This is a genomic window from Streptomyces afghaniensis, assembly GCF_044327915.1.
GTDB lineage: Bacteria > Actinomycetota > Actinomycetes > Streptomycetales > Streptomycetaceae > Streptomyces > Streptomyces afghaniensis.
This window is the reverse complement of record NZ_JBIRGJ010000002.1, coordinates 857,249-883,746: the sequence shown is the minus strand read 5'-3', so window position 1 is coordinate 883,746 and position 26,498 is coordinate 857,249. Positions and strand designations below refer to the sequence as shown.

19 protein-coding genes are annotated in these 26,498 nt (G+C 71.8%); 16 read left to right on the top strand and 3 right to left on the bottom strand.

What is annotated here, in order from left to right:
- Window positions 1-56 precede the first annotated feature (56 nt).
- The 3 genes from ACH4G3_RS10200 (at window position 57) to ACH4G3_RS10190 (ending at window position 4,722) form a co-directional block, all read left to right on the top strand.
- Window positions 57-2,342 carry a HelD family protein gene (locus tag ACH4G3_RS10200; RefSeq protein WP_397624020.1) on the top strand — a complete coding sequence of 762 codons (2,286 nt, stop codon included), beginning with the start codon at window positions 57-59 and terminating at the stop codon, window positions 2,340-2,342.
- 356 nt (window positions 2,343-2,698) lie between these two features.
- Window positions 2,699-4,129, top strand: coding sequence for an NAD-dependent malic enzyme (locus tag ACH4G3_RS10195; RefSeq protein ID WP_397624019.1), 1,431 nt, complete (start codon window positions 2,699-2,701; stop codon window positions 4,127-4,129).
- 311 nt (window positions 4,130-4,440) lie between these two features.
- The gene (locus ACH4G3_RS10190; RefSeq protein WP_003990598.1) at window positions 4,441-4,722 is read left to right on the top strand and encodes an HU family DNA-binding protein; all 282 of its coding nucleotides are present in this window, start codon (window positions 4,441-4,443) and stop codon (window positions 4,720-4,722) included.
- Window positions 4,723-4,824: 102 nt separating this feature from the next.
- Here ACH4G3_RS10190 and murA read toward each other — a convergent pair whose 3' ends face one another.
- Window positions 4,825-6,165, bottom strand: coding sequence for a UDP-N-acetylglucosamine 1-carboxyvinyltransferase (murA, locus tag ACH4G3_RS10185; RefSeq protein ID WP_020274546.1), 1,341 nt, complete (start codon window positions 6,163-6,165; stop codon window positions 4,825-4,827).
- 252 nt (window positions 6,166-6,417) lie between these two features.
- Here murA and ACH4G3_RS10180 point away from each other — a divergent pair, with 252 nt between their 5' ends.
- From ACH4G3_RS10180 to ACH4G3_RS10135, 10 genes are all read left to right on the top strand, one after another.
- Window positions 6,418-6,990, top strand: a complete 573-nt coding sequence (locus tag ACH4G3_RS10180; RefSeq protein ID WP_010039913.1) for a YqgE/AlgH family protein — start codon at window positions 6,418-6,420, stop codon at window positions 6,988-6,990.
- Window positions 6,991-7,019: 29 nt separating this feature from the next.
- On the top strand, window positions 7,020-7,301 hold the full coding sequence (locus ACH4G3_RS10175; RefSeq protein ID WP_010039914.1) for a DUF3039 domain-containing protein: 282 nt from the start codon (window positions 7,020-7,022) through the stop codon (window positions 7,299-7,301).
- 211 nt (window positions 7,302-7,512) lie between these two features.
- Window positions 7,513-8,820 (top strand): extracellular solute-binding protein, encoded by a 1,308-nt coding sequence (locus tag ACH4G3_RS10170; protein ID WP_397624018.1) that lies wholly within the window; start codon window positions 7,513-7,515, stop codon window positions 8,818-8,820.
- Between the two features lie 5 nt (window positions 8,821-8,825).
- Window positions 8,826-9,824 carry a carbohydrate ABC transporter permease gene (locus tag ACH4G3_RS10165; protein WP_397624017.1) on the top strand — a complete coding sequence of 333 codons (999 nt, stop codon included), beginning with the start codon at window positions 8,826-8,828 and terminating at the stop codon, window positions 9,822-9,824.
- On the top strand, window positions 9,821-10,666 hold the full coding sequence (locus tag ACH4G3_RS10160) for a carbohydrate ABC transporter permease (RefSeq protein WP_397624016.1): 846 nt from the start codon (window positions 9,821-9,823) through the stop codon (window positions 10,664-10,666). The genes ACH4G3_RS10165 and ACH4G3_RS10160 overlap by 4 nt, the downstream gene beginning before the upstream one ends.
- Before the next feature lie 15 nt (window positions 10,667-10,681).
- On the top strand, window positions 10,682-12,292 hold the full coding sequence (locus ACH4G3_RS10155; RefSeq protein WP_397624015.1) for a beta-N-acetylhexosaminidase: 1,611 nt from the start codon (window positions 10,682-10,684) through the stop codon (window positions 12,290-12,292).
- 259 nt (window positions 12,293-12,551) lie between these two features.
- Window positions 12,552-13,445: an FAD binding domain-containing protein gene (locus tag ACH4G3_RS10150; RefSeq protein ID WP_354736491.1), complete on the top strand. Its 894-nt coding sequence runs from the start codon at window positions 12,552-12,554 to the stop codon at window positions 13,443-13,445.
- A complete protein-coding gene (locus tag ACH4G3_RS10145) occupies window positions 13,442-16,345 on the top strand; it encodes a 2Fe-2S iron-sulfur cluster-binding protein (RefSeq protein ID WP_397624014.1) in 2,904 nt (967 codons plus the stop codon). The genes ACH4G3_RS10150 and ACH4G3_RS10145 overlap by 4 nt, the downstream gene beginning before the upstream one ends.
- On the top strand, window positions 16,342-18,660 hold the full coding sequence (locus ACH4G3_RS10140; protein ID WP_397624013.1) for a xanthine dehydrogenase family protein molybdopterin-binding subunit: 2,319 nt from the start codon (window positions 16,342-16,344) through the stop codon (window positions 18,658-18,660). The genes ACH4G3_RS10145 and ACH4G3_RS10140 overlap by 4 nt, the downstream gene beginning before the upstream one ends.
- A 291-nt stretch (window positions 18,661-18,951) precedes the next feature.
- Window positions 18,952-20,118 (top strand): SUKH-4 family immunity protein, encoded by a 1,167-nt coding sequence (locus ACH4G3_RS10135; protein ID WP_397624012.1) that lies wholly within the window; start codon window positions 18,952-18,954, stop codon window positions 20,116-20,118.
- An 11-nt stretch (window positions 20,119-20,129) separates the two neighbouring features.
- On the opposite strand, the gene ACH4G3_RS10130 is transcribed toward ACH4G3_RS10135, so the two are convergent.
- Window positions 20,130-21,365 (bottom strand): LAETG motif-containing sortase-dependent surface protein, encoded by a 1,236-nt coding sequence (locus ACH4G3_RS10130; RefSeq protein ID WP_397624011.1) that lies wholly within the window; start codon window positions 21,363-21,365, stop codon window positions 20,130-20,132.
- 209 nt (window positions 21,366-21,574) lie between these two features.
- Between ACH4G3_RS10130 and ACH4G3_RS10125 the strand changes: the two genes are divergently transcribed.
- Window positions 21,575-22,063: a DUF6083 domain-containing protein gene (locus ACH4G3_RS10125; RefSeq protein WP_397624010.1), complete on the top strand. Its 489-nt coding sequence runs from the start codon at window positions 21,575-21,577 to the stop codon at window positions 22,061-22,063.
- Window positions 22,064-22,082: 19 nt separating this feature from the next.
- Here ACH4G3_RS10125 and ACH4G3_RS10120 read toward each other — a convergent pair whose 3' ends face one another.
- Window positions 22,083-22,703 (bottom strand): dihydrofolate reductase family protein, encoded by a 621-nt coding sequence (locus tag ACH4G3_RS10120; RefSeq protein WP_397624009.1) that lies wholly within the window; start codon window positions 22,701-22,703, stop codon window positions 22,083-22,085.
- 153 nt (window positions 22,704-22,856) lie between these two features.
- Here ACH4G3_RS10120 and ACH4G3_RS10115 point away from each other — a divergent pair, with 153 nt between their 5' ends.
- Entirely contained in the window at window positions 22,857-24,320 is a 1,464-nt protein-coding gene (locus tag ACH4G3_RS10115; protein ID WP_397624008.1) for an MFS transporter, read from the top strand.
- Between the two features lie 227 nt (window positions 24,321-24,547).
- Window positions 24,548-26,347: a DEAD/DEAH box helicase gene (locus tag ACH4G3_RS10110; protein WP_397624007.1), complete on the top strand. Its 1,800-nt coding sequence runs from the start codon at window positions 24,548-24,550 to the stop codon at window positions 26,345-26,347.
- Window positions 26,348-26,498 lie beyond the last annotated feature (151 nt).

Sequence of the window (26,498 nt, the reverse complement as noted above, 5' to 3'; positions counted from 1 at the left end):
ACCGGGTCCCCTTCGCGTACGGTGGACGGCTGCCCAGCACGTCAGAAGGGGGCCCGGTGGCCGCTCAGGCTCAGCAGGAAACCGCGCTCGACTCCCTGAGAGACAGAGAGATCAGCGTCGAACAGGAACACCTGGACCGGGTGTACCGGCGCCTCGAGGAGAAGATCCACGAGGCCGAGTTCCTCATGAACGACGCGGCCCAGCGTGGCCAGGTCGGCACGCCCGGCGCGCTCGCGGAGCGGGACGCCCAGGTCTTCCGGGCCGGCATACACCTCAGCCGGCTGAACAACGAGTTCGAGGACTTCCTCTTCGGCCGTATCGACCTGCTGCGCGGCAAGGACGGCAAGAAGGGCCCGGACGGCGCGTACACCGCTGTGGAGCCCGCCGAGGGCGCGGTCCGGGAGGACAACACCGCCGACATCGCCGAGACGCTGCACATCGGCCGCATCGGTGTCCTCGACCAGGACTACGCCCCGCTGGTCATCGACTGGCGGGCCCCGGCCGCAGCTCCCTTCTACCGCTCCACCCCGGTCGACCCCGGCCGGGTCGTCCGCCGCCGGGTCATCCGCTCCAAGGGCCGCAAGGTCCTCGGCGTCGAGGACGACCTGATGCGCCCCGAGCTGACGGCCTTCCTCGACGGCCACGAGCTGCCCGTCATCGGCGACGGCGCCCTGATGGCCGCGCTCGGCCAGGCCCGCAGCCACACCATGCGCGACATCGTCGCCTCCATCCAGGCCGAGCAGGACCTGGTCATCCGCGCCCCCGCCGCCTCCGTGACGTACGTCGAGGGCGGCCCCGGCACCGGCAAGACCGCCGTTGCCCTGCACCGCGCGGCCTACCTCCTCTACCAGGACCGCCGCCGGTACGCGGGCGGCATCCTGATCGTCTCGCCGACCCCGCTGCTCGTCGCCTACACCGAGGGCGTGCTGCCCTCCCTCGGCGAGGAGGGCCAGGTCGCCATCCGCGCCATCGGCTCACTCGTCGACGGCGCCGAGGCCACGCTCTACGACTCCCCTTCCGTGGCCCGCGCCAAGGGCTCGTCCCGCATGCTCAAGGTGCTGCGCAAGGCCGCGCGCGGAGCCCTGGAGCTGAACGATTCACCGGAGCGGCTGCGCGTCGTCGCCTTCGGTCGCCGCCTGGAACTGGAGGCCGGGCAGCTGGCGGACATCCGCCGCGCCGTCCTCGGCGGCACCGCCCCCGTGAACCTGCTGCGCCCCCGCGCCCGCAAGCTCCTCCTGGACGCCCTGTGGGAGCGGTCCGGCGCGGCGGGCCGGCACACCGACCCGGAGCTGGCCGCCGAGCTGCGCTCCTCCTTCGACGAGGACATCACCTCCGAGGACGCATTCATCGCGTTCCTCGACGCCTGGTGGCCCGAGCTGACCCCGGCGGCCGTCCTGGACGCCATGGCCGACGAGCGGCGCCTCGGCCGCTGGGCCCGGCGGATCCTCAACCCCGGCGAGATCCGCAAGGTCGCCCGCTCCCTCAAGCGCGAGGGCCGTTCCGTGCACGACATCGCGATGCTCGACGAGCTCCAGGCGATCCTCGGCGCCCCCGCCCGGCCCCGGAAGAGGCGCGAGCTCGACCCGCTCGACCAGCTCACCGGCCTGGAGGAGCTGATGCCGGTGCGCGAGGAGTCGCAGCGCGAGCGCGCCGAGCGCCTCGCGCAGGAGCGCACCGAGTACGCGCACGTCATCGTCGACGAGGCCCAGGACCTCACCCCGATGCAGTGGCGCATGGTCGGCCGCCGCGGCCGGCACGCCACCTGGACGGTCGTCGGTGACCCGGCCCAGTCCTCCTGGTCCGACCCGGACGAGGCCGCCGAGGCCCGCGACGAGGCTCTCGGCACCCGCCCGCGCCGCCGCTTCGAGCTCACCGTGAACTACCGCAACCCGGCCGAGATCGCCGATCTCGCCTCGAAGGTGCTCGCCCTGGCCATGCCCGGCTCCCCGTCCCCGAAGGCGGTCCGCTCCACCGGCGTCGAGCCGCGTTTCACGGTCGTGGGCGACACCTTGGCCGAAACCGTCCGCGCCGAGGCGGCCCGGCTGCTGGAGCGCGTCGACGGCACGGTCGGCGTGGTCGTCGCCATGCAGCGCCGCGAGGAGGCCCGGCGCTGGCTCGCCGGGCTCGGCGACCGGGTGGTGGCACTGGGCAGCCTGGAGGCGAAGGGCCTGGAGTACGACGCGACGGTCGTGGTCTCCCCGGCGGAGATCGCCGACGAGTCCCCGGCCGGTCTGCGTGTGCTCTATGTCGCACTGACCCGGGCCACCCAGCAGCTCACGGTCGTCTCGGCGGACCGGGACGAGCCGGACGCGGCGGGAGTACCGGACCTGCTCAGGGACTGATTACCGTCCATCCGGCGACCGCGCCCCCGATACCCACTTGCCGGCGAAATGAACTCCCGGTACGGGAATGGCCTTACGGGATCTGTTTGTTAGCCTGGATGTGGCACCGGCCCGATCCAAGCCCCCGGGCCCAACCATCGTCGCTACGAGCGACCACTTGCCGCGAGGCGAGCATGGCGGGTCGGTGCCGCCTGACTTACGAAGGGACCCACGTCATACGTGACGTGGGTCTCTTTTTGCTGGCCTGTTCCGCGAACAAAACGTTCGCAATTGAGGGTGGCTACCTGCTACTCAGCGGTAGGTGCGACGATCGGACGGCACAACTCAGCGTCAGGTGAAAGCAGAGGAAGTCGGCCATGGCAACGGCGCCCAGCGTCTCCTACTCGATGACGGTCCGGCTGGAGGTGCCCGCGAGCGGAACCGCCGTCTCGCAGCTCACCACCGCCGTGGAGTCCTCCGGAGGCTCGGTGACCGGCCTCGACGTCACCGCATCCGGTCACGAGAAGCTCCGTATCGACGTCACCATCGCGGCCTCGTCGACCGCGCACGCGGACGAGATCGTCGAGGAACTCCGCGGCATCGAGGGCGTCACGCTGGGCAAGGTCTCGGACCGGACCTTCCTCATGCACCTCGGCGGCAAGATCGAGATGGCGTCGAAGCACCCCATCCGCAACCGTGACGACCTGTCCATGGTCTACACGCCGGGCGTGGCCCGCGTCTGCATGGCGATCGCCGAGAACCCCGAGGACGCCCGTCGCCTCACCATCAAGCGCAACTCCGTTGCGGTCGTGACGGACGGCTCGGCCGTGCTGGGCCTGGGCAACATCGGGCCGAAGGCCGCGCTGCCCGTCATGGAGGGCAAGGCGGCCCTCTTCAAGCGGTTCGCCGGCATCGACGCCTGGCCGATCTGCCTCGACACCCAGGACACCGACGCGATCGTCGAGATCGTCAAGGCGATCGCCCCGGGCTTCGCCGGCATCAACCTGGAGGACATCTCCGCGCCCCGCTGCTTCGAGATCGAGGCCCGGCTGCGCGAGGCCCTCGACATCCCCGTCTTCCACGACGACCAGCACGGCACCGCGATCGTCGTCCTCGCCGCCCTCAAGAACGCGCTGCGTGTCACGGGCAAGGCGATCGAGAACATCCGGGTCGTCATGTCCGGCGCCGGCGCGGCCGGTACGGCCATCCTGAAGCTGCTGCTCGCCGCGGGCGTCAAGAACGCCGTCGTCGCCGACATCCACGGCGTCGTGCACGCCGGCCGCGAGGACCTGGTGGACGCCGCCCCGGACTCGGCGCTGCGCTGGATCGCCGACAACACCAACCCCGAGGGCCTGACCGGCACCCTCAAGGAGGCCGTGCGCGGCGCTGACGTCTTCATCGGCGTCTCGGCCCCGAACGTCCTGGACGGCGACGACGTGGCCGCCATGGCCGAGGGAGCCATCGTGTTCGCGCTCGCGAACCCGGATCCCGAGGTCGACCCGGCAATCGCCCGTCAGACCGCGGCCGTTGTGGCCACGGGCCGTTCCGACTTCCCGAACCAGATCAACAACGTGCTGGTCTTCCCGGGTGTCTTCCGCGGTCTGCTGGACGCCCAGTCCCGCACGGTCAACACCGAGATGATGCTGGCCGCCGCGTCCGCCCTGTCGGACGTGGTCACCGAGGACGAGCTGAACCCGAACTACATCATCCCGAGCGTCTTCAACGACAAGGTCGCGGGGGCGGTCGCCGGAGCGGTCCGGGAGGCCGCGAAGGCGGTCGGCGCGGCGGCGGCGACCTCGCAGCCGTAGGGCGACAGCCCTGCGGACGGCTGTGAGGATTGCCACGACTGGCCTGGCAACGGCGCGTCGGGGAACCCGACTCCTCGGGCCGCCCTCTATCGTGTCGGCCAGGCTCAGGCCCTCTTTTCGTGTGACTCCCAAGGGTGTTCTCACGACTCCTGCGGGTGCCGGATTGGCTTTCCCGCCGCAGGTAGAGGCAGGATGCGTCCCTGGGCGCGAGGGTCTGACGACGGACCCGGGTCCGGGGACTCACGGAGGACCCTGGCAGCATCGGCTTCGATCTGACGCCTCAACGGCAAGATGAACACGGGAGTAACAACATGAACCGCAGTGAGCTGGTGGCCGCGCTGGCCGACCGCGCCGAGGTGACCCGCAAGGACGCCGACGCCGTTCTGGCCGCGTTCGCCGACGTGGTCGGCGACATCGTCTCCAAGGGCGACGAGAAGGTCACCATCCCCGGCTTCCTGACCTTCGAGCGCACCCACCGTGCCGCTCGCACCGCCCGCAACCCGCAGACCGGCGAGCCCATCCAGATCCCGGCCGGCTACAGCGTGAAGGTCTCCGCGGGCTCGAAGCTCAAGGAAGCCGCCAAGGGCAAGTAACCCTGCCGTTCGTACGCCCATGGTGTGCGAACCACAGTGAGTGACATCAAAGGGGCGGCCACCCGAACCGGGTGGCCGCCCCTTTGGGTATCACCGCACGTGCTATCCGAGCGCCTTGCCCGGCAGCTCGACCTTCGCGCCGAGCTCCACCAGTTTCTCCATGAAGTTCTCGTAGCCCCGGTTGATGAGGCCGATGCCGTGGACGCGGGACGTGCCCTGGGCCGCCAGCGCCGCGATGAGGTACGAGAAGCCGCCGCGGAGGTCGGGGATGACCAGGTCGGCGCCCTGGAGCTTCGTGGGGCCGGAGACGACGGCGGAGTGCAGGAAGTTGCGCTGGCCGAAGCGGCAGTCGGAGCCGCCCAGGCACTCGCGGTAGAGCTGGATGTGCGCGCCCATCTGGTTCAGGGCGGAGGTGAAGCCGAGGCGGGACTCGTAGACCGTCTCGTGGATGATGGACAGGCCCGTGGCCTGGGTCAGGGCCACCACCAGCGGCTGCTGCCAGTCGGTCTGGAAGCCGGGGTGGACGTCCGTCTCCAGCGCGATGGACTTCAGCTGGCCGCCGGGGTGCCAGAAGCGGATGCCCTCGTCGTCGATCTCGAAGGCCCCGCCCACCTTCCGGTAGGTGTTCAGGAACGTCATCATCGAGCGCTGCTGGGCGCCGCGGACGTAGATGTTGCCCTCGGTCGCCAGCGCGGCCGACGCCCAGGACGCGGCCTCCAGGCGGTCGGACAGGGCGCGGTGGTTGTAGCCGCCGAGCTGGTCCACACCGGTGATGCGGATCGTCCGGTCGGTGTCCATCGCGATGATGGCGCCCATCTTCTGAAGGACGCAGATCAGGTCCTCGATCTCGGGCTCGACGGCCGCGTTCGAGAGCTCGGTGACGCCCTCGGCGAGCACTGCCGTCAGCAGCACCTGCTCGGTCGCGCCCACGGACGGGTACGGCAGCCGGATCTTCGTGCCCCGCAGCCGCTGCGGCGCCTCCAGGTACTGTCCGTCCGCCCGCTTCTCGATCCGCGCGCCGAACTGCCGCAGCACGTCGAAGTGGAAGTCGATGGGCCGGCCGCCGATGTCGCAGCCGCCGAGGCCCGGGATGAACGCGTGGCCGAGGCGGTGCAGCAGGGGGCCGCAGAAGAGGATCGGAATACGGCTCGAACCCGCGTGGGCATCGATGTCAGCGACGTTCGCGCTCTCCACGCGCGTCGGGTCCATCACCAGTTCGCCGGGTTCGTCCCCCGGACGGACCGTCACACCGTGCAGCTGCAACAGGCCCCGTACGACCCGTACGTCACGGATGTCCGGAACATTGCGGAGTCGGCTCGGCGCGCTGCCCAGCAGCGCTGCCACCATGGCCTTCGGTACGAGGTTCTTCGCACCGCGGACACGGATCTCGCCCTCCAGCGGGGTTCCGCCGTGGACAAGCAGGACATCGTCGTTGACGGTCATGAATCTCGCGTTCCGTGGAGTCGGGCAGGGGCCAGGAGGGAAAGGGTAATCGCCCCCCACCCCCCTTCCGTAAGCCTGAGTCAGACCCAGCCACGTCATAGATCTGTCACAACACGAACCGTTCCGTGCCGGGCACGTGGGGTCACGGTCACGTCCGTGCGCGTGGGACGCATCAGTGCGCCCTGAGCTGCGTGCACTCGCGTCCCCCCGTTGCCTCCCCACGGGGAGGGAAGATGCGGGATCATGTCTGGCATGACCGAGGTGTCCTCGCTCACAGGGCGGTTGCTCGTGGCCACGCCCGCCCTGGCGGACCCGAACTTCGACCGCGCGGTGGTGCTGCTCCTCGACCACGACGAGGAGGGCTCTCTCGGTGTCGTCCTCAACCGTCCCACCCCGGTGGACGTGAACGACATCCTGGAGGGCTGGGGCGATCTCGCCGGCGAACCCGGCGTCGTGTTCCAGGGCGGCCCGGTGTCGCTGGACTCCGCCCTCGGGGTCGCCGTCGTCCCCGGCGGCGCGTCCGGGGAGGCGGCACCGCTGGGCTGGCGCCGGGTGCACGGCGCGATCGGTCTCGTCGATCTGGAGGCCCCGCCGGAGCTGCTGGCCTCCGCCCTCGGCTCCCTGCGGATCTTCGCCGGATACGCCGGCTGGGGCCCCGGCCAGCTGGAGGACGAGCTGGTGGACGGCGCGTGGTACGTCGTCGAGTCGGAGCCCGGCGACGTCTCCTCGCCGTCCCCGGAGCGGCTCTGGCGCGAGGTGCTGCGCCGCCAGCGCAACGAGCTGGCGATGGTGGCGACGTACCCGGACGACCCTTCGCTCAACTGATGTCTGTGACCTTCAGTACCCTTGGGCCTATGAGCACTCTCGAGCCCGAGCGCGGGACTGGTACGGGGACCCTCGTAGAGCCGACGCCGCAGACCTCCCACGGTGACGGTGACCACGAGCGCTTCGCCCACTACGTCCAGAAGGACAAGATCATGGCGAGCGCCCTCGACGGCACCCCCGTCGTGGCGCTGTGCGGCAAGGTCTGGGTGCCGGGCCGCGACCCGAAGAAGTACCCGGTGTGCCCCATGTGCAAGGAGATCTACGAGTCCATGGGCTCCGGCGACGACGACAAGGGCAAGGGCGACAAGTAGGCCCGACCCGCGTGGCGTAAAGCCTCCAGGGTGCGTTTTGCGCGCTCTGGAGGCTTTTGTGCTGTCCGGGCGTTGCGCAGGATGCGTCTGCCGGTCACAGAGTGGTTGAGACCTCTTGTGGGCGTGTTCATGCAGTCCCTAGCCTCCGAGGTGTTGTGCACAGCGAAACCTTCATTGCGCATGTTGCAACACTCCTTCGGAGGAGCACTCCATGAAGCTGTCCGTCCGATGCACCGGGCTCACCGCCGTCACCGCGCTCGCCGCTCTCCTGGCCACCGCCTGCGCGCCCCAGACCGCCACGAACTCCTCCTCCGACAAGGACGAGAAGACCGGCACGCTGCGCGTGTGGCTCTTCCAGGAGGTCGGCAACACCCCCAAGGAGAAGGCCGTCGACTCCGTCGTCACCGCCTTCGAGAAGGCCCACAAGGGCACCGAGGTCGACGTCGAGTACATCCCGGTCGACACCCGCGCCCAGCGCGTCAAGGCCGCCTTCAACGACCCCGCCTCCGCTCCCGACGTGATGGAGTACGGCAACACCGACACGGCCGGGTATGTGAAGGACGGCGGACTCCTCGACGTCACGAAGGAGTTCGCTGACTGGAGCGAGGCCAAGGACACCGACCCGACGGCCAAGCAGTCGGTGACGGTCGACGGCAAGGTCTACGGCGCCCCCTTCTACGTGGGCGTCCGCGCCCTGTACTACCGCACGGACGTGTTCAAGGAGCTCGGCCTGTCCGTCCCGAAGTCGATGGACGAACTGGCCTCCACCGCCCGCAAGATACGCGCCGCGAAGCCCGAGCTGTACGGGCTGGTGGTCGGCGGCGCCTACACCTACGGCGCGATGCCCTTCGTCTGGGCCAACGGCGGTGAACTCGCGAACGGCAAGGGCGGTTCCTACGCCTCCGGCATCGACAGCCCTCAGGCGCAGAAGGGCATCAAGGCGTACACGTCCCTCTTCGGCGCCGACAACTGTCCGGCCGCCAAGTGCGCGGGCATGGGCGGCAACGACACGATCTCGGCCTTCGCCGCGGGCAAGGCGGGCATGGCGATCGGCGGCGACTTCAGCCACACCGCCGTCGAGGCCGGGAAGGTCAAGGGCAAGTACGCCGTCGTCCCGCTGCCGGGCGTGAAGCCCGGCTCGATCGCACCGGCCTTCGCGGGCGGCAACAACATCGGCGTCCTGAAGGGCACGTCCCACCGCACGCTCGCGGTCCAGTTGATGGAGCAGCTCGCCTCCAAGAAGACCCAGACGGAACTCTTCGACGCGATGGGCTTCCTGCCGACCTTCACGGACGTCCGCCAACGGGTCGCGGCGGAGGAACCGTTCGTGAAGCCCTTCGTGCAGACCCTCTCGGCCGGCACGAAGTTCGTCCCGGCCTCACCCGCCTGGGCCCAGATCGACTCCTCGCTCGTTCTGCCCACGATGTTCCAGGAGATCATCACGGGCAAGAAGGACGTGACCGCCGCGTCCGAGGACGCCGCACAGAAGATGAACACCGCGTTCGGCTCCGCCGGGTGAGCCGGATGAACGACAGCAGGGTGAGCGTCACCGCACCGGTGGGGCCGACCGCGGGGCGCTCTCCGTCGGCGGACGGTTCAAGTGAGGCCCGCGCCGCGCGTCGGGGCGCGGCCGGCGGGTCCCCGCTCGTGTCCGGCGGCTGGACACCATGGCTGTATCTCGCGCCCGCGCTCGTCGTGCTCGGTGGGCTGCTCCTCTACCCCATCTATCAGCTCGGGCTGATCTCGTTCTTCGAGTACACGCAGGCCCAGGTCAGTGGCGGGGAACCGACCCGGTTCCGGGGGGTCGCGAACTACGCCGAGTTGTTCGGGGATCCGCAGTTCTGGCAGGTGCTGCTCGCCACCGTGCTGTTCGCGGCGGCCTGTGTGGTCTCCACGCTCGCGGTCGGTTGTGCTCTCGCCGTGCTGCTCACGCGCGTCCGGGCCGTACCGCGGCTCGCGCTGATGCTGGCCGCCCTGGGCGCGTGGGCCACCCCGGCCGTGACCGGTTCCACGGTCTGGCTGTTCCTCTTCGACCCGGACTTCGGCCCGGTCAACCGGATGCTGGGACTCGGCGACCACTCGTGGACGTACGGGCGTCTCAGCGCCTTCTTCCTCGTCCTGCTCGAAGTGGTGTGGTGTTCCTTCCCGTTCGTGATGGTGACCGTCTACGCGGGGATTCGCGCCGTACCGGCCGAAGTGCTGGAGGCCGCCGCCCTGGACGGTGCCTCGCAGTGGCGCATCTGGCGTTCCGTACTCGCCCCGATGCTCCGGCCCATCCTGGTCGTCGTCACCATCCAGTCGGTCATCTGGGACTTCAAGGTCTTCACCCAGATCTACGTCATGACGGGCGGCGGCGGCATCGCGGGCCAGAACCTGGTCCTGAACGTCTACGCCTACCAACAGGCGTTCGCGTCCTCGCAGTACAGCCTCGGCTCGGCGATCGGCGTGGTGATGCTGCTGATCCTGCTCGCCGTCACGCTCGTGTACCTGCGGCTGCTGCGCCGGCAGGGGGAGGAACTGTGAACCCGCTTCGCGTTCGGGTGCGCCGCCCGGGGCGGCTGGCCGCCGAGGCCTCGGCTCTGCTGGTCGCGGTCGTCGTCGCCTTCCCCCTCTACTGGATGGTGCTCAGCGCCTTCAAACCGGCCGGGGAGATCGAGTCGAGCGAGCCCAGGCCGTGGACGCTCGCGCCTTCTTGGGACTCCTTCCGGCGGGTCTTCGGGCAGCAGGAATTCGGCCGTTACTTCCTCAACAGCCTCGTCGTCGCGGGCTGTGTCGTGATCGCCTCCGCGTTGATCGCGTTTCTCGCCGCGACCGCCGTGACACGATTCCGGTTCCGCCTCCGGACCACCTTGCTGATCATGTTTCTGGTGGCGCAGATGGTGCCCGTGGAGGCACTGACGATCCCCCTCTTCTTCCTCATGCGGGACTTCGGTCAGCTGAACACGCTCGGTTCGCTGATCCTGCCCCACATCGCCTTCTCGCTGCCCTTCGCGATCTGGATGCTGCGGGGGTTCGTGAAAGCCGTTCCGGAGGCCCTGGAGGAGGCTGCCTACATCGACGGGGCGAGCAGGGCGCGATTCCTGTGGCAGATCCTTTTCCCGCTCGTCCTGCCGGGGCTCGTGGCCACCAGCGTGTTTTCCTTCATCTCCGCCTGGAACGACTTCCTCTTCGCCAAGTCGTTCATCATCAGTGACACGTCCCAGTCGACGCTGCCGATGGCGCTGCTGGTCTTCTACAAGCCCGACGACCCGGACTGGGGCGGCGTGATGGCGGCATCGACGGTGATGACGATTCCGGTGCTGATCTTCTTCGTACTCGTGCAGCGACGGCTGGTGTCGGGGCTGGGCGGCGCGGTCAAGGACTGAAAGGCCTGATCATTCATGGATCTCATTCCGGCACCTCACCAGATGGAGCGGGCCACGGGCTTCTTCGAACTCGGCGACGGCTTCGGCATCGAGGCCGGGCCGGGCACCGAGGACACCGCGCGATGGCTGCGCGCGACGCTCGGCCCGGCGACCGGACTCGCGCTGCCGCCCAAGAAGGGGGACGAGCACGACGTCCTCCATCTGTCCGTCCGTCCCGGACTCGACGCCGAGGCCTACCGCCTCGTCATCGCCCCCCATGGCGTCCACATCCAGGGCGGCTCGCACTCCGGTGTCTTCTGGGGCGCCCAGACGCTGCGCCAGCTTCTCGGCTCCGACGCCTTCCGGCGCGCACCCCTTCCCGGCCGTACGTGGCGGCTGCCCCTGACGGAGATCCGGGACTCCCCCCGCTTCCGCTGGCGCGGTCTCATGCTCGACGTGGCCCGGCACTTCATGCCCAAGGACGGCGTCCTGCGCTACCTGGACCTGATGGCCGCCCACAAACTCAACGTCTTCCACTTCCATCTGACGGACGACCAGGGCTGGCGCATCCAGATCGAGCGGCATCCACGGCTGACGGAGATCGGCTCCTGGCGGGCCCGGACGAAAACTGGCCACCGGGCCTCACCCCTGTGGGAGGAGAAGCCGCACGGCGGCTACTACACCCAGGACGACATCCGGGAGATCGTCGCCTACGCCGCCGAGCGGCATATCACCGTCGTCCCCGAAATCGACGTACCCGGCCACTCGCAGGCCGCCATCGCCGCGTACCCGGAACTCGGCAACACCGACGTCATCGACACCACCGCCCTCTCCGTCTGGGACACCTGGGGAATCAACCCGAACGTACTCGCCCCCACTGACAACACCCTGCGCTTCTACGAGGGCGTCTTCGAGGAAGTGCTGGAGCTGTTCCCGTCGGAGTTCGTCCACGTCGGCGGCGACGAATGCCCCAAGGACCAGTGGCGGCGGTCCGGGACCGCCCAGGCGCGCATCAGGGAACTCGGCCTCGCGGACGAGGACGAGCTCCAGTCCTGGTTCATCGGGCACTTCGACGCGTGGCTCTCCGCGCGCGGGCGCCGGCTGATCGGCTGGGACGAGATCCTTCAGGGCGGGCTCGCGAAGGGCGCGGCCGTGTCCTCCTGGCGCGGCTACGCCGGGGGCATCGCCGCCGCCCGGGCCGGCCACGACGTCGTCATGTGCCCCGAGCAGCAGGTGTATCTGGACCACCGTCAGGACCCGGGCCCCGACGAGCCGGTACCGATCGGGTGGGTGCGCACCCTGGAGGACGTCTACCGGTTCGAGCCCGTGCCGCCGGAGCTGACGCCCGAGGAGGCCCGGCACGTGCTGGGCACCCAGGCCAACGTGTGGACCGAGGTGATGGAGGACCCCGCACGTGTGGACTACCAGACGTTCCCCCGGCTCGCGGCCTTCGCCGAGGTCGCCTGGAGCGCCCTGCCGGTCCCGGCGGAACGGGACTTCGCCGGCTTCGAGCGCCGTATGGCCGCCCACTACCGGCGGCTCGACGCCCTCGGCGTCGCCTACCGGCCACCCACCGGACCGCTGCCCTGGCAGCGGCGCCCCGGGGTGCTGGGCCGCCCGATCGACGGCCCGCCGCCCCACCGGTAGCAACCGGCCCCGCCACCGAACAGCTCGAACAGGCCACAGAAAATGCGCACAAGGGTCACCGAAAGTGCCAATCGACACGCACCGGCGAACCCGTGCGAAAACGGACCATCTCTCCGGTGAGGTGGGCGAATGCCTCCTAGCGGACCCGTGTCTTCGGCTCTCGCCAAGATGTGCCAGAGTTGCCACGTCCGCCCTGTCAGCACGTACCGTACGGCAGCACAGGTGGGACCAGGTGGGGCAGCGGGAAGGGGCAGCCGGTTTGACCACGCACGCACCGCAGGCGGCGCAGGCCGTCACGCTGCCCACGACGCTGGACGAGGCCGTGGCGGCACTCACCGCCGTGCCCGCCGCCGTGCCCGTCGCGGGCGGCACCGACCTGATGGCCGCCGTCAACTCCGGGCAGCTCAGGCCCGCCGCGCTGGTGGGACTCGGCAAGATCAGCGAGATCCGCGGCTGGCAGTACCAGGACGGACACGCGCTGCTCGGCGCGGGCCTCACGCACGCGCGCATGGGCCGCCCCGACTTCGCGGCATTGATCCCGGCGCTCGCCGCCGCCGCGCGCGCCGCGGGCCCGCCGCACATCCGCAACGCGGGCACCCTGGGCGGCAACATCGCCTCGGCCGCCCCCACCGGGGACGCGCTGCCGGTGCTGGCCGCCCTGGAGGCGACCCTGATCATCGCGGGCCCGGGCGGAGCCCGCCGGGAACTCCCGGTGTCACACCTGCTGGCCGGGATGGACATGCTGCGCGCCGGTGAACTCATCGGCTACGTGCGCGTGCCGCTGCTGCACGCCCCGCAGGTCTTCCTGAAGGCGACCGGCCGTACCGGCCCGGGGCGCGCGGTGGCTTCCGTGGCCCTGGTCCTGGACCCCGCGCGCCGGGGCGTGCGCTGCGCGGTGGGCGCCATAGCGCCGATGCCGCTGCGGCCCCTGGAGGCCGAGCAGTGGGTCGGCCGGCTCATCGACTGGGACAACAACCGCGCGCTCGTGCCGGAGGCGCTGAACGCCTTCGGGGAGTACGTCGCCGCGGCCTGCATCCCCGACGCGGCCCCGGCCGAGGACGGCTCCGTACCGCAGCTTCCGCCTGCCGTACTGCACCTGCGGCGCACCGTCGCCGCGCTGGCCCGACGAGCACTGGGGAGGGCGCTGTCGTGACCGACGACCAGCACGGAGAGGGCACGCCCCGGGGCGGGAGCCGCTGGGACCCGCTGCCCCAGGGCGAGTACGACGACGGCGCCACCGCCTTCGTCGAACTCCCCGAGGGGGGCGTCGACGCCCTGCTGGCCGCCGACAGTCCCCTCGCCGCGCCCGGCCACGGCTACGTACCGCCGCAGATAACGGTCGACCCCCCCACGACCGCCGGGACCGACCCGGCGGCCCCGGGCGGGTGGCCGGTGCCCGGCGTGCCCGTCGACGGCGCCCAGTGGCACGACCCGCACGCGGCACACCAGCAGGGCCACGAGCAGGGCGGTCACCAGCAGTCCGGACACGACACGGGGGAGCGGTCGTACGGCTCGCAGGCGCCGTACGGATCGGGCACGCCGTACGGCTCCGACGCGCAGGCGGGGCGGCACGGCGGAAACGACCGCTTCACGTACAACCCGGGAGCCACCGGGCAGTGGCACTTCGAGGATGCCGCGGCGGCGGAGACCGCGCCCGGCCATGACGTGACCGGGCAGTGGTCCATCCCCGTCGCCGGGGGCGACCTTCCGGACGAGTCGGGCGAGTTCACCACGTCCTCGCTCGTCGAACAGTGGGGCGGCACCCCGCCGCCCACGCTGCCGGGCGGCGCGCCCGCACCGTGGGCGACCCAGGCGGCGGGCCGGCCGTGGGGGCAGGAGGACCCGCAGGACACGGCGGGGCAGGAGCGGCCCGGGCCGGGATATCCGCACGGGCACGAGCAGGGCGAGGGGCACGGACACGGGCAGCCGGGTGCTGCCGGACCGGCCTCCGGGTACGCACCGCAGCCGGGCGCGCGGAACCCCCACGCCCCGGATCAGCAGCCCGCCGGGCCCATGCCGCAGGAGGCAGACCCGGCGGCCGGCCACGCCCCGGGAGAGCCCGACGGCACCGGTCACGCGCCGCAGTGGCCGGAGGGTGCGGGACAGACGCCGGAGTCGTCCGGCTTCGCCGGTCACGGGCAGGAGTCGTCGGGGGTCGGCGGTCACGGGCAGGAGTCGTCCGGGTCGGGCGGCCATGGGCCGGAGATGCCCGGCGCCGGTCACGCGCCGCACCCGCCCGAGGGCGTCGGCCACGCGCCGCAGCAGTCGGCGTTCACCGACCACGGGCCGGAGCGGTCCCACTTCGCCGGCCACGCGCCGGAGCAGCCGGCGTTCACCGACCACGGCCCGGATCCACACGGCTTCACGGACCACGGCCCGGAGTCGCACGGCGCACCCGGCCACGCCTCCGAGCAGCACGGCGTACCCGGCCACGCCTCCGAGGCGCACGGCGCACCTGGCCACGGCTCCGAGGCGCACGGTGCACCTGGCCACGGCCCGGATCCGCACGGTGCACCTGGCCACGGCCCGGATCCGCACGGCGTACCCGGCCACGGCTCCGAGGCGCACGGCGCACCTGGCCACGGCACGGATCCGCACGGCTTCACGGACCACGGCCCGGAGGCGCACGGCGCACCCGGCCACGGTTCCGAGTCGCACGGCGTGGCCCGCCACGGATCGGACCAGTCGGCTTTCACGGACCACGGCTCGGATCCGTCCACCTTCGCCGACCACCACCCGGAGCAGCCGGCCTACGCCGACCACGGCCCGGAGTCGCATGGCGTACCCGGCCAGGGGGCGGAGCGGTCCGGCTTCGCGGACCACGGCTCGGAGTCGTCCGACTTCACCGAACACCGCCCGCAGCCGCACGCCTTCACGCACCACCACGGCCCGGAGCCCTCCGGCACGCCCGGACACGCTCCCGAGCCGTCGGGGCACGTCGGTGAGCCGGCCGAGCACCTCGCTGCCGCCGATGACGCACCCGAACACCCCGGAGCAGCCGCGAACGGCCCGGCGCACGGCCCCGCGCACGCTCCCGAACGGTCCGCGTCCCCCCAGCCGTACCCCGAGGCCCCGGAGGAGACCCCCGGCGAGCCCGCGCCCGAGGCGCACGGGGAAGCCGCCCTGCACCCGCAGGCCGCCCAGGAAGCCTCACAGGGCGCTCCCGGCAACGGTGAGGCCGCCGAGGACGCCCCAGAGGCCGCAGAGGGCCCTGACGCCCCCGCCGAGTCGTCCGCCGGGCCCCTCCCGGCCGAGGCGGACCCGGACGCCGGGCCGGAGGCCGCCGACGGCGAGACCCCGAACGACCCGGCCCCGCAGGAGCCGTCCGCCGTCTCGCACGACTCGGGCGACACCGAGGGCGAGGCGTCCCAGGAGGCGCCCTCCACCGCCCCGCAGGAGGAACACCCCCTCGCCTCCTACGTGCTGCGCGTCAACGGCACCGACCGCCCCGTCACCGACGCGTGGATCGGCGAGTCCCTGCTGTACGTGCTGCGCGAGCGGCTCGGCCTCGCGGGCGCCAAGGACGGCTGCTCGCAGGGCGAGTGCGGTGCGTGCAACGTCCAGGTCGACGGGCGGCTCGTCGCGTCCTGCCTGGTCCCGGCCGTGACCGCCGCCGGCAGCGAGGTCCGTACCGTCGAGGGCCTGGCCGAGGACGGCCGGCCGTCGGACGTGCAGCGGGCGCTCGCGCGCTGCGGCGCCGTGCAGTGCGGCTTCTGCGTACCCGGTATGGCGATGACCGTGCACGACCTCCTGGAGGGCAACCCGGCGCCCACCGAGCTGGAGACCCGCCAGGCGCTGTGCGGCAACCTGTGCCGCTGCTCCGGCTACCGGGGCGTGGTGGACGCCGTGAAGGAGGTCGTCGCCGAACGCGAGGCACACAGCGCGCCCGCCGACGGCGACACCGACGGGCCCCGTATCCCGCACCAGGCGGGCCCGGGCGCCGGCGGCGTCAACGCGTCGGCCTTCGGCTCGCCCCCGGGATCGCACACTCCGGACCCGCACACTCCAGACCCCCATGACCAGCCCTACGGCCAGGACGGAGGCCCCGCGTGAGCAACGAAGCAGCCACCGCTCAGGCCGCACAGGCCGCGGAGGCCGCCCCTGCCCCCGAACCGCTGCCGCACGGCCTGGGCGCCTCCCTCCCGGCCGCGGATGCCCGCGCCAAGACGGAGGGCACGTTCCCGTACGCCGCCGACCTGTGGGCCGAGGGCCTGCTGTGGGCGGCCGTGCTGCGCTCACCGCACCCGCACGCGCGCATCGTCTCCATCGACACCTCCCACGCGCGCGAGATGCCCGGCGTTCGCGCCGTCGTCACCCACGAGGACGTCCCCGGCAGCCCGCTGCACGGCCGCGGCAAGGCCGACCGTCCGGTCTTCGCATCCGAGGTCGTACGCCACCACGGCGAGCCCATCGCCGCCGTCGCGGCCGACCACCCGGACACCGCGCGCATGGCCGCCGCCGCCGTCATCGTCGAGTACGAGGTGCTCGATCCGGTCACCGACCCGGAGCAGGCCTTCGAGGCGGAGCCGTTGCACCCCGACGGCAACCTGATCCGGCACATCCCGCTGCGCCACGGCGACCCGGAGGCGGCCGGCGAGATCGTGGTCGAGGGCCTGTACCGCATCGGCCGCCAGGACCCCGCGCCCATCGGTGCCGAGGCGGGCCTGGCCGTACCGCGCCCGGACGGCGGTGTGGAGCTGTACCTCGCCTCCACCGACCCGCACGCCGACCGCGACACGGCCGCCGCCGCCTTCGGCCTGGAACCCGAGCGGGTCAAGGTCGTCGTCACCGGTGTCCCCGGCGCCACGGCCGACCGCGAGGACCAGAGCTTCCAGCTCCCGCTCGGCCTGCTGGCGCTGCGCACCGGCTGCCCGGTGAAACTCGCCGCCACGCGCGAGGAGTCCTTCCTCGGGCACACCCACCGGCACCCCACCCTGCTGCGCTACCGCCACCACGCCGACGCCGAGGGCAGACTCGTGAAGGTGGAGGCGCAGATCCTGCTCGACGCGGGCGCCTACGCCGACACCTCCGCCGACGCCCTGGCCGCCGCCGTCGCGTTCGCCTGCGGCCCGTACGTCGTCCCGAACGCCTTCATCGAGGGCTGGGCCGTACGCACCAACAACCCCCCGTCCGGCCACGTACGCGGCGAAGGGGCCATGCAGGTCTGTGCCGCCTACGAGGCGCAGATGGACAAGATCGCCAAGAAGCTCGGCATCGACCCGGCCGAGGTGCGACTGCGCAACGCCATGGCGACAGGCGACGTGCTGCCGACCGGCCAGACCGTGACCTGCCCGGCCCCGGTCGCCGAACTGCTCCAGGCCGTGCGGGACTTCCCGCTCCCGCCGCTGCCCAAGGACACCCCCGAGGAGGAGTGGCTGCTGCCCGGCGGCCCCGAGGGCGCGGGCGAACCGGGCGCGGTGCGCCGGGGCGTGGGCTACGGCGTGGGCATGGTGCACATGCTCGGCGCGGAGGGCGCGGACGAGGTCTCCACGGCGACGGTGAAGGTCCACGACGGCGTGGCGACGGTGCTGTGCGCGGCCGTCGAGACCGGTCAGGGCTTCACGACCCTGGCCCGGCAGATCGTGCAGGAGACGCTCGGCATAGACGAGGTGCACGTGGCGCCGGTCGACACCGACCAGCCCCCGGCGGGCGCGGGCTGCCGCGGCCGGCACACCTGGGTGTCGGGCGGCGCGGTGGAGCGCGCGGCCAAGATGGTCCGCACGCAGCTCCTGCAGCCGCTCGCCCACAAGTTCGGCATGTCCACGGAGCTGCTCCAGATCACCGACGGCAAGATCACGTCGTACGACGGCGTCCTGTCGACGACCGTCACCGAGGCGCTGGACGGCAAGGAACTGTGGGCCACCGCCCAGTGCCGCCCGCACCCGACCGAGCCGCTGAACGAGGCCGGCCAGGGCGACGCGTTCGTCGGCATGTCCTTCTGCGCGATCCGCGCGGTGGTGGACGTCGACATCGAGATCGGTTCCGTACGGGTCGTGGAACTGGCCGTCGCCCAGGACGTGGGGCGGGTCCTGAACCCGGCCCAGCTGGCCGCCCGGATCGAGGCGGGCGTGACCCAGGGCGTGGGCATCGCGCTGACCGAGAACCTCCGCACCCCGCGCGGCCTGATCCGCCACCCGGACCTGACCGGTTACGCCCTCCCGACGGCCCTCGACGCGCCCGACATCCGCATCGTCAGGCTGGTCGAGGAGCGGGACGTCGTCGCCCCCTTCGGGGCGAAGGCGGTCAGCGCGGTGCCGGTGGTGACGTCCCCGGCGGCCATCGCGTCCGCCGTACGGGCCGCCACGGGCCGCCCCGTGAACCGCCTGCCGATCCGCCCCCAGGCCGCGGTGGTCACGGAACGGTCCTGACGCCGGTGCCGCCCCGGGGCGGCCCGGACCCCGCGCACCGGACTCCGCTCCGCCCGCATGAAACTGACGCTGCGCCAGAGGATGAAAGCGATTTCGGCGGAAAGGGAACGCGCGGGGGTGCTCCGAGCGTCTGATGGGGTGGACGCGCCGTCGCCGGGCGCGTCGCTGTTCCGGGGCGTTGTCAGTGGTGGGGCGTACTGTTCTGGGCAGTGGGGGACGGCTGCCGGGCCTGGCCGGGCGGACTGCCGTGCTCCGCCAGGGGACGGTGAGCAAGCACATGCGGGGGAGCCCATGAGTACGACCGACACCGGTTCCGCGGTGATCACCCTGACCGAGTCCGAGCTGGATCCGTGGGTGACGCACGCGTCGACGCGGCACTGGCTGACCGGGCCCGGACTGCCGTGCGACAGCGGCGTGCTGAGCTTCGCCGGGCTGGGCCGGGAAGGGCTGCGCACGGTAGCGGACTCGACGGGCGATCCGGAGGACCGGCTGTCGGCGGAGCTGCGCGAGCAGCTCGTGATAGGCGGACTGCTCGGCCCCGGAGGCCTGGAGACGGAGTCGGTCCTGCTGGACGGCGCGACGGGCGAGATCTCGACGACGTACCTCCTGCACGACCGCCCCGACCTGATGGACCGTCGCCCCCTGGCGCCGTCGCTGCGGACGCTGGTGCGCTTCGCCGAGGCGACGGACGAACTGGCGGGTCTGCGCGGCCAGTTCGCCTCCTACGCGGGCCGTTTCGGCCCGAAGGCGGTGGCGGAGGCCTCCCGGCATCTGCTGGCGGTGTTCCGGGACGGGGCGGACGGCGAGCCGGCCCCGTTCTGGAAGATGGCGGCGCTGATCCGCCCGCTCTCCCTGGTCGCGGGCCGGGGCGGCGCGTCCGGCCTGTCCCTGGACCTTCCGCACCGCCTCCTGGACCAGGAGTTCGGCCCCGGCAAGGTGGCCCGCTTCGAGGACGTCGACTTCCCCGCGACCCTCACGCACGAGCCGACCCGCCGTTTCCTGCGCGAGGTGGGCCTCCCGGAGGAGGCCCACGTCTTCTCCCTGGACACGGACGTCCCGCTGGCGACGCTCGCGGAGTACCACGCCGACACCGACGCCCCGGCGGAACTGCCCGCCGGGGCCCACCGCCTGATACGCCTCGGCCACCTCGTCGAGGACAACAGCCTGGTCGTCGACGGCGCGACGGGCGCGGTCCTGAACTGGAGCGAGCCCGAGGCGACGCTGTTCCCGCTGAACACGGACGTCTCGACCCTGGCCTTCACGCTCTGGCTGCTGCACCGCGAGCGGGCGATCGACGCCCAGTCCGACCACGAGCTGACGACCGACACGTACGACCAGCTGGCCATGACGATGCTCCAGGTCCTGTCGACGGTGGACCCGACGGGCCTGACCGCCGGCAGAACGGTCCGCCACTACTGGACGGACGCGTTCCAGGACGAGGCGGGCGGAGTGCTCTGACGGCCCTGCCGTCAGGCGGAGTTGGCGGCGCCGCGGCGGCGTACGGCGAACACCAGGCCGCCACCGATCACCGCGGCGGCGGCAGCGGCACCGGCGAGCAGCGGGGTGCCGTCGGAGCCGGTGGAGGCGAGGTTGCCGCCGGTGGTGCTGCCGGTCGTGGTGCCCGTGGAGCCACCGGTCGTGGTGCCGGTCGAGGCCGTGGCCGAAGGTGAGGCCGAGGCGCCCGTGCCGCCGGCGGCCTGGCCCTCCGGGTCGTTGCCGTTCCCGCCGTTGCCGTTCCCGCCGTTGCCGGAGCCGCCGTCGGCGCCGTCCGAGGGGCTCGGCCCGGGCTCGTAGTCGCTCGGCAGGTCGATGCTGATCAGAGCGGTGTTGTTGGCGCGATTCCCGTCGTACTCGGGGGCGATGTCGTAGACGGACGACGCCTTGAGCTCGCCCTTGGTGTCCTGCGCGGACTCCTTGATCTTCAGCGTGAAGGTGTAGTCCAGGGACTGACCGACGTCGAGGGTCCCGTCCTGCGGCCAGCACACGTACTTGGGCTTGCCGGTGGTCCCCTTCGGTCCGCTCGGTCCGTCGATCCCGAACGGCGCGCAGTCCTTCGGCACGCCGACGGCGACTGTGCCCGGCGGGATCTGCACCAGCAGGCCCGGGAGGTCGTCGCTCTCCTGGTTCTGCACCCAGCCGGGGCCGTCGTTGCGCAGGGTCGCCGTGACCGACTGCTCCTCGCCCGCCAGTGCCTCGGTGTCCTCGCCGACCGCGACGAGGTCGGCGGTGTTGTCCGCGGTCAGGGTGAGCCGCCGGTAGCTGTCGTCGTACCCCTCGCCCGGGGCGTCACCGGTGGCGCTCGTGCCGTACTCGACGGCCTCCATCAGGGCGTTGTCCAGCGCCTTGAACCGGACGGGCGTGGTGACGGAGGCGCCGGGCTCGATGACCGTGTCGAGCTCGCAGAGCGCCTGCCGCACCTGGTCCTCGACGGTCGAGTAGGTGCAACCCTGCACCTGCTCGGGGAAGTCCAGCCCGCGCGTGAGGCGGACCCGGAAGGCGACTCCGTCCACGGCGGCCGAGCCCTTGTTGGTGAGGGTGACGGACTTGTCGTACACCTCACCGGGCTTGGGAGTCGCGGAAGGCAGGGCCGACACGACCAGCTCGGGCGCGCCTTCCTCGGCCTGCGCCAGGGGTGCGGCGACGACAGGACCGGCGACGGCGATCACGGCAGCGGCCAGGACGGCTGCCGAGGGGCGGAGGTGCACGGTGGTTCTCCTCGTCGAAACAGTGGGCGTGACGACCGGAACATCGGCTACCGGTCATGTCCTGGACACGTGAGAGACGCTGGGGGTTGTGCGCGACTTCACGGAGCCACGCTCCGAGCCGTGCACCGACCCCTGACACCCGGCGGATTGCCCCGTTGCGCCCTGAACGCGCCCTTTCCCGGTCACCGACCCGCGCGCATGCTCGCGCCATGGGGGACACAGACGAGTCGAGCATCATCCCGTTACCCGACGCCGACGGACACCGGCAGCGGCCGCCGGACGCCCCGCGACCGTGGGAGAAGACCGACCGGGCCCAGGCCGCGATGGAAGGCGCCACCGGCCCCGAACCGCCCGCTCCGCCCGTCTGCCCCAACTGCGGGCTCGTCGGTGACCGGCGTGTCACCTACTACGGCTGGCACGTCCTCCTGGAACCGGACATGCCGGTGCCCGCGCACATGGTGCCCGCCTGGCACCGCTGGTACGTGGACTCGGGCGGGACGGCGTGGAACAGCCGCGAGGACGAGCCCGCGCCCGGTGCGGTGTGCCGGGTGCCGCATCGGATCGCCTGTCCCGGGCTGAGGATCGAGGAGGTCGGCCTCTGGCGGCGGCTGGACGCCGTACGGGCGGTGAACGCGCGCCGGGCGCGGCGCAAGGCGGACGAGGAAACCGGGCCGGGAGCGCTTCCCGACGCCGGCTAGAGGGGACCCACCCCGCGGCTCAGGGCAGTACGCGGTAGGTCAGGTGCGTGACCAGGCTCGCCGGCCGCGACCTCACCTGCTCCAGTTTCAGCGGCGGGACGCCCTCGAAGAGCCGCGTGCCGGCGCCGAGTGTGAACGGCACGATGTGCAGCCGCAGTTCGTCGACCAGGCCGGCGGTGAGGTACTGGTTGATCGTGGTCGCGCCGCCGAGGATCAGGACGTCGCCGTCGCCGGCCGCCGCGCGGGCCCGCTCCAGTGCCGACGCGATTCCGTCGGTGACGAAGTGGTACGTGGTGCCTCCGTCCATCGGCTGTGGCTCGCGCGGGTGGTGGGTGAGCACGAACACCGGCGCGTGGAACGGCGGATTGTCGCCCCACCAGCCGTTCCACTGCCGGTCCCACGCGCCGCGCACGGGGCCGAACATGTTGCGGCCCATGAGGAATGCTCCGGCGGCGGCCAACTGGGCGACCTCGGCCCGGTTCTCGTCGGGAGTGTCGAACATCCAGGCGTGCAGCTTGTCGCCCGTGCCGTCGCCGCCGTCGTCGCCGAACGGGCGCTCCTCTGTCTGGTCGAGCCCGGCGGAGTAGCCGTCGGCCGTGATGGTGATGTCGCAGATCACTCTGCCCGTTCGTTCGGTCATCGCTCTCTCTCCTCCTCGTGGCGACCTCCGCCGCCTTCCGGGGAGCTTGCTGCCAGGCACCGGCGTGAACAAGGAGGCGTACGACCAAGGTCCCACTAGGGGACCATCTCGCGACAGGGGTCAAAGTGCCGTGTGGCCCTTACTCTGGCGGTCATGACAGCCCCGAAGCCGTATGACGCAGATGTCGTGGAAGCCGATGGCCTGACCCCCGTCCCCCCGGCGGACGAGACCGTGCTGGGACGGACCTACCGGGCGCTGAGCTTCGGGATCGTCTCCGTCGTGCTGCTCATCGCCTTCGAGGCGACGGCGGTCGGTACGGCGATGCCCGTCGCGGCGCGGGAGTTGGACGGGGTGCCGCTGTACGCGTTCGCGTTCTCCGGGTACTTCACGACGAGTCTGTTCGGGATGGTGCTGTCCGGGCAGTGGTCGGACCGGCGCGGGCCGCTCGGGCCGTTGACGACGGGCATCGCCTCCTTCGGGGCCGGGCTGTTGCTGTCGGGGACGGCCGGGGCGATGTGGGTGTTCATCCTGGGGCGGGCCGTGCAGGGTCTCGGCGGCGGGCTGGTGATCGTCGCGCTGTACGTCGTCGTCGGGCGGGCCTATCCGGAGCGGCTGCGGCCGGCCATCATGGCCGCGTTCGCCGCGAGCTGGATCCTGCCGTCGGTCGTCGGCCCGCTCGCCGCCGGCACGGTGACCGAGCAGCTCGGGTGGCGGTGGGTGTTCATCGGGATACCCGTGCTCGTCGTCTTCCCACTCGCGCTCGCACTGCCGCAGATACGGCGCCGGGCCGCCGGACCGGTACCTGCGCCGGGGCCTTCCCCTTCCGGCGAACCCCCCTCCCTCGACCGCCGCCGCATCCGACTGGCCCTGGCCGTCTCCCTCGGCGCCGGCCTGCTCCAGTACGCCGCACAGGACCTGCGCCCGCTCTCGCTCCTGCCGGGCGCGGCCGGACTGGCCCTGCTGGTGCCGGCCGTGCTCGGACTGTTGCCCAGGGGCACCTACCGGGCCGCTCGCGGGCTGCCGTCCGTCGTGCTGCTGCGCGGCGTGGCCGCGGGGTCCTTCATCGCCGCGGAGTCCTTCGTGCCGCTGATGCTGGTGACGCAGCGCGGGCTCAGTCCGACGCTGGCCGGGTTCTCGCTCGCCGCGGGCGGCGGGACGTGGGCGCTGGGCTCGTGGGTGCAGTCGCGGTCGCGGTTCGAGGCGTACCGGGAGCGGTTGACGACGCTCGGCATGCTGCTGGTGGCGGCGGCCATCGCCACCGCGCCGAGTGTGCTGATCGACTCCGTGCCCGTCTGGACCCTGGCCGTCGCCTGGGCGTTCGGCTGCTTCGGCATGGGCCTCGTCATCTCCTCCACGAGCGTGCTCCTGCTCAAGCTCTCCGCCCCCGAGGAGGCCGGCACCAACTCCGCGGCCCTCCAGATCTCCGACGGCCTCTCCAACGTCGTCCTGCTCTCCGCCGGCGGCGCCACCTTCGCCGCCCTCGGCGGCGGCACGGTCAACCACACCTCCACCGACGCCACCGGCTCCCACCCGGCCGCCTTTGCCGCGGTGTTCCTGCCGATGGCGGTGGTGGCGCTGGTGGGGGCGTGGGTGACCACGCGGTTGCGGGAGCGGTGAGAGCCGGTGGGCGATGGGCGGTTCGGCACGGGGCGGGCTGCAATACGGTCGCCCGTTCGCGACTCGCCGAGCGCCTGCGGCGGCTGTGACGTGGATCCCACCCCGGCATGACCCGGGCTTGTCCGCGCATGAGCAGTGGTGGGGCGCCGGTAGGGTGGCCCGGTTGTCATACGTAGCCGAGCCGTCAGGCTCCCCTCGAACGAGCCGCCCGACCCCCAACGGAGACCGTGACTACCACCGCCGGCACCAGCTCTGCCTCGCACCACCTGTCCCCGGCGTTCCCCGGCCGCGCCCCCTGGGGTACCGCCAGCAAGCTGCGCGCCTGGCAGCAGGGCGCGATGGAGAAGTACATCCAGGAGCAGCCGCGGGACTTCCTGGCGGTCGCCACCCCCGGCGCCGGCAAGACGACCTTCGCGCTGACGCTGGCGTCCTGGCTGCTGCACCATCACGTCGTGCAGCAGGTCACCGTGGTGGCCCCGACCGAGCACCTGAAGAAGCAGTGGGCGGAGGCCGCGGCCCGCATAGGCATCAAGCTCGACCCGGAGTACAGCGCCGGGCCGCTCGGCCGGGAGTACCACGGGGTCGCCGTGACGTACGCGGGTGTCGGTGTGCGGCCGATGCTCCACCGGAACCGGGTCGAGCAGCGCAAGACCCTCGTCATCCTCGACGAGATCCATCACGCCGGTGACAGCAAGTCCTGGGGCGAGGCCTGTCTGGAGGCCTTCGAGCCCGCCACCCGCCGGCTCGCCCTCACCGGTACGCCCTTCCGGTCCGACACCAACCCCATCCCCTTCGTGACGTACGAGGAGGGGAACGACGGAATCCGTCGGTCCGCCGCCGACTACACCTACGGCTACGGCAACGCCCTCGCCGACAACGTCGTCCGGCCCGTCATCTTCCTCTCCTACAGCGGCAACATGCGCTGGCGCACCAAGGCCGGTGACGAGGTCGCCGCGCGGCTGGGCGAGCCCATGACCAAGGACGCGATCAGCCAGGCCTGGCGGACCGCCCTGGATCCGCGCGGTGAGTGGATGCCGGCCGTGCTGCGCGCTGCCGACCAGCGCCTGACCGAGGTCAGGAAGGCCATCCCGGACGCCGGGGCGCTCGTCATCGCCTCCGACCAGGACTCGGCGCGTGCGTACGCCAAGCTGATCCGCGAGATCACCGGCAGCAAGGCGACCCTCGTGCTGTCCGACGACGCCGGCGCCTCCGAGCGGATCGACGAGTTCAGCGCGAACACCGACCGGTGGATGGTCGCCGTGCGGATGGTGTCCGAGGGCGTCGACGTGCCGCGGCTCGCGGTCGGCGTGTACGCCACCACCATCTCGACCCCGCTCTTCTTCGCGCAGGCCGTCGGGCGTTTCGTACGGTCCCGGCGGCGCGGCGAGACGGCCTCCGTGTTCCTGCCGACAGTGCCGGACCTGCTCTCCTTCGCCAACGAGATGGAGCGCGAGCGGGACCACGTCCTCGACAAGCCCAAGAAGGAGGGCGAGGAGGACCCGTACGCCGAATCCGAGAAGGAGATGGACGAGGCGAACAAGGAGCAGGACGAGGACACCGGCGAGCAGGAGCAGTTCTCCTTCGAGGCGCTGGAGTCCGAGGCCGTCTTCGACCGGGTCATGTACAACGGCGCCGAGTTCGGCATGCAGGCCCACCCGGGGAGCGAGGAGGAGCAGGACTACCTCGGCATCCCCGGGTTGCTGGAGCCCGACCAGGTCCAGCTGCTGCTCCAGAAGCGGCAGGCCCGGCAGATCGCGCACAGCCGCAAGAAGCCGGACGAGGAGGCCGACCTGCTCGAAGTCCCCGCCGAGCGGCGGCCGGTCGTCTCGCACAAGGAGATGATGGAGCTGCGGCGGCAGCTCAACACGATGGTCGGCGCGTACGTCCACCAGAGCGGCAAGCCGCACGGCGTGATCCACACGGAGCTGCGGCGCGTGTGCGGGGGGCCTCCGGCGGCGGAGGCGACGGCGGGGCAGCTACGGCAGCGGATCGCCAAGGTGCAGGAGTGGGCTACGCGCATGAAGTGACCGCCGTGTCGTACGTATGCGGGCAAAGGGAACCAGTCGGTGCCGGGCGTGCCCGGATTCTGGACGGAGCCTTCCGCTCAGCGAACTCCCTTCGCTACTGTCCGGCTACGCATACGCCCCGTGGCAGCGCCGCCGCGGAGCGCAGCCGTGA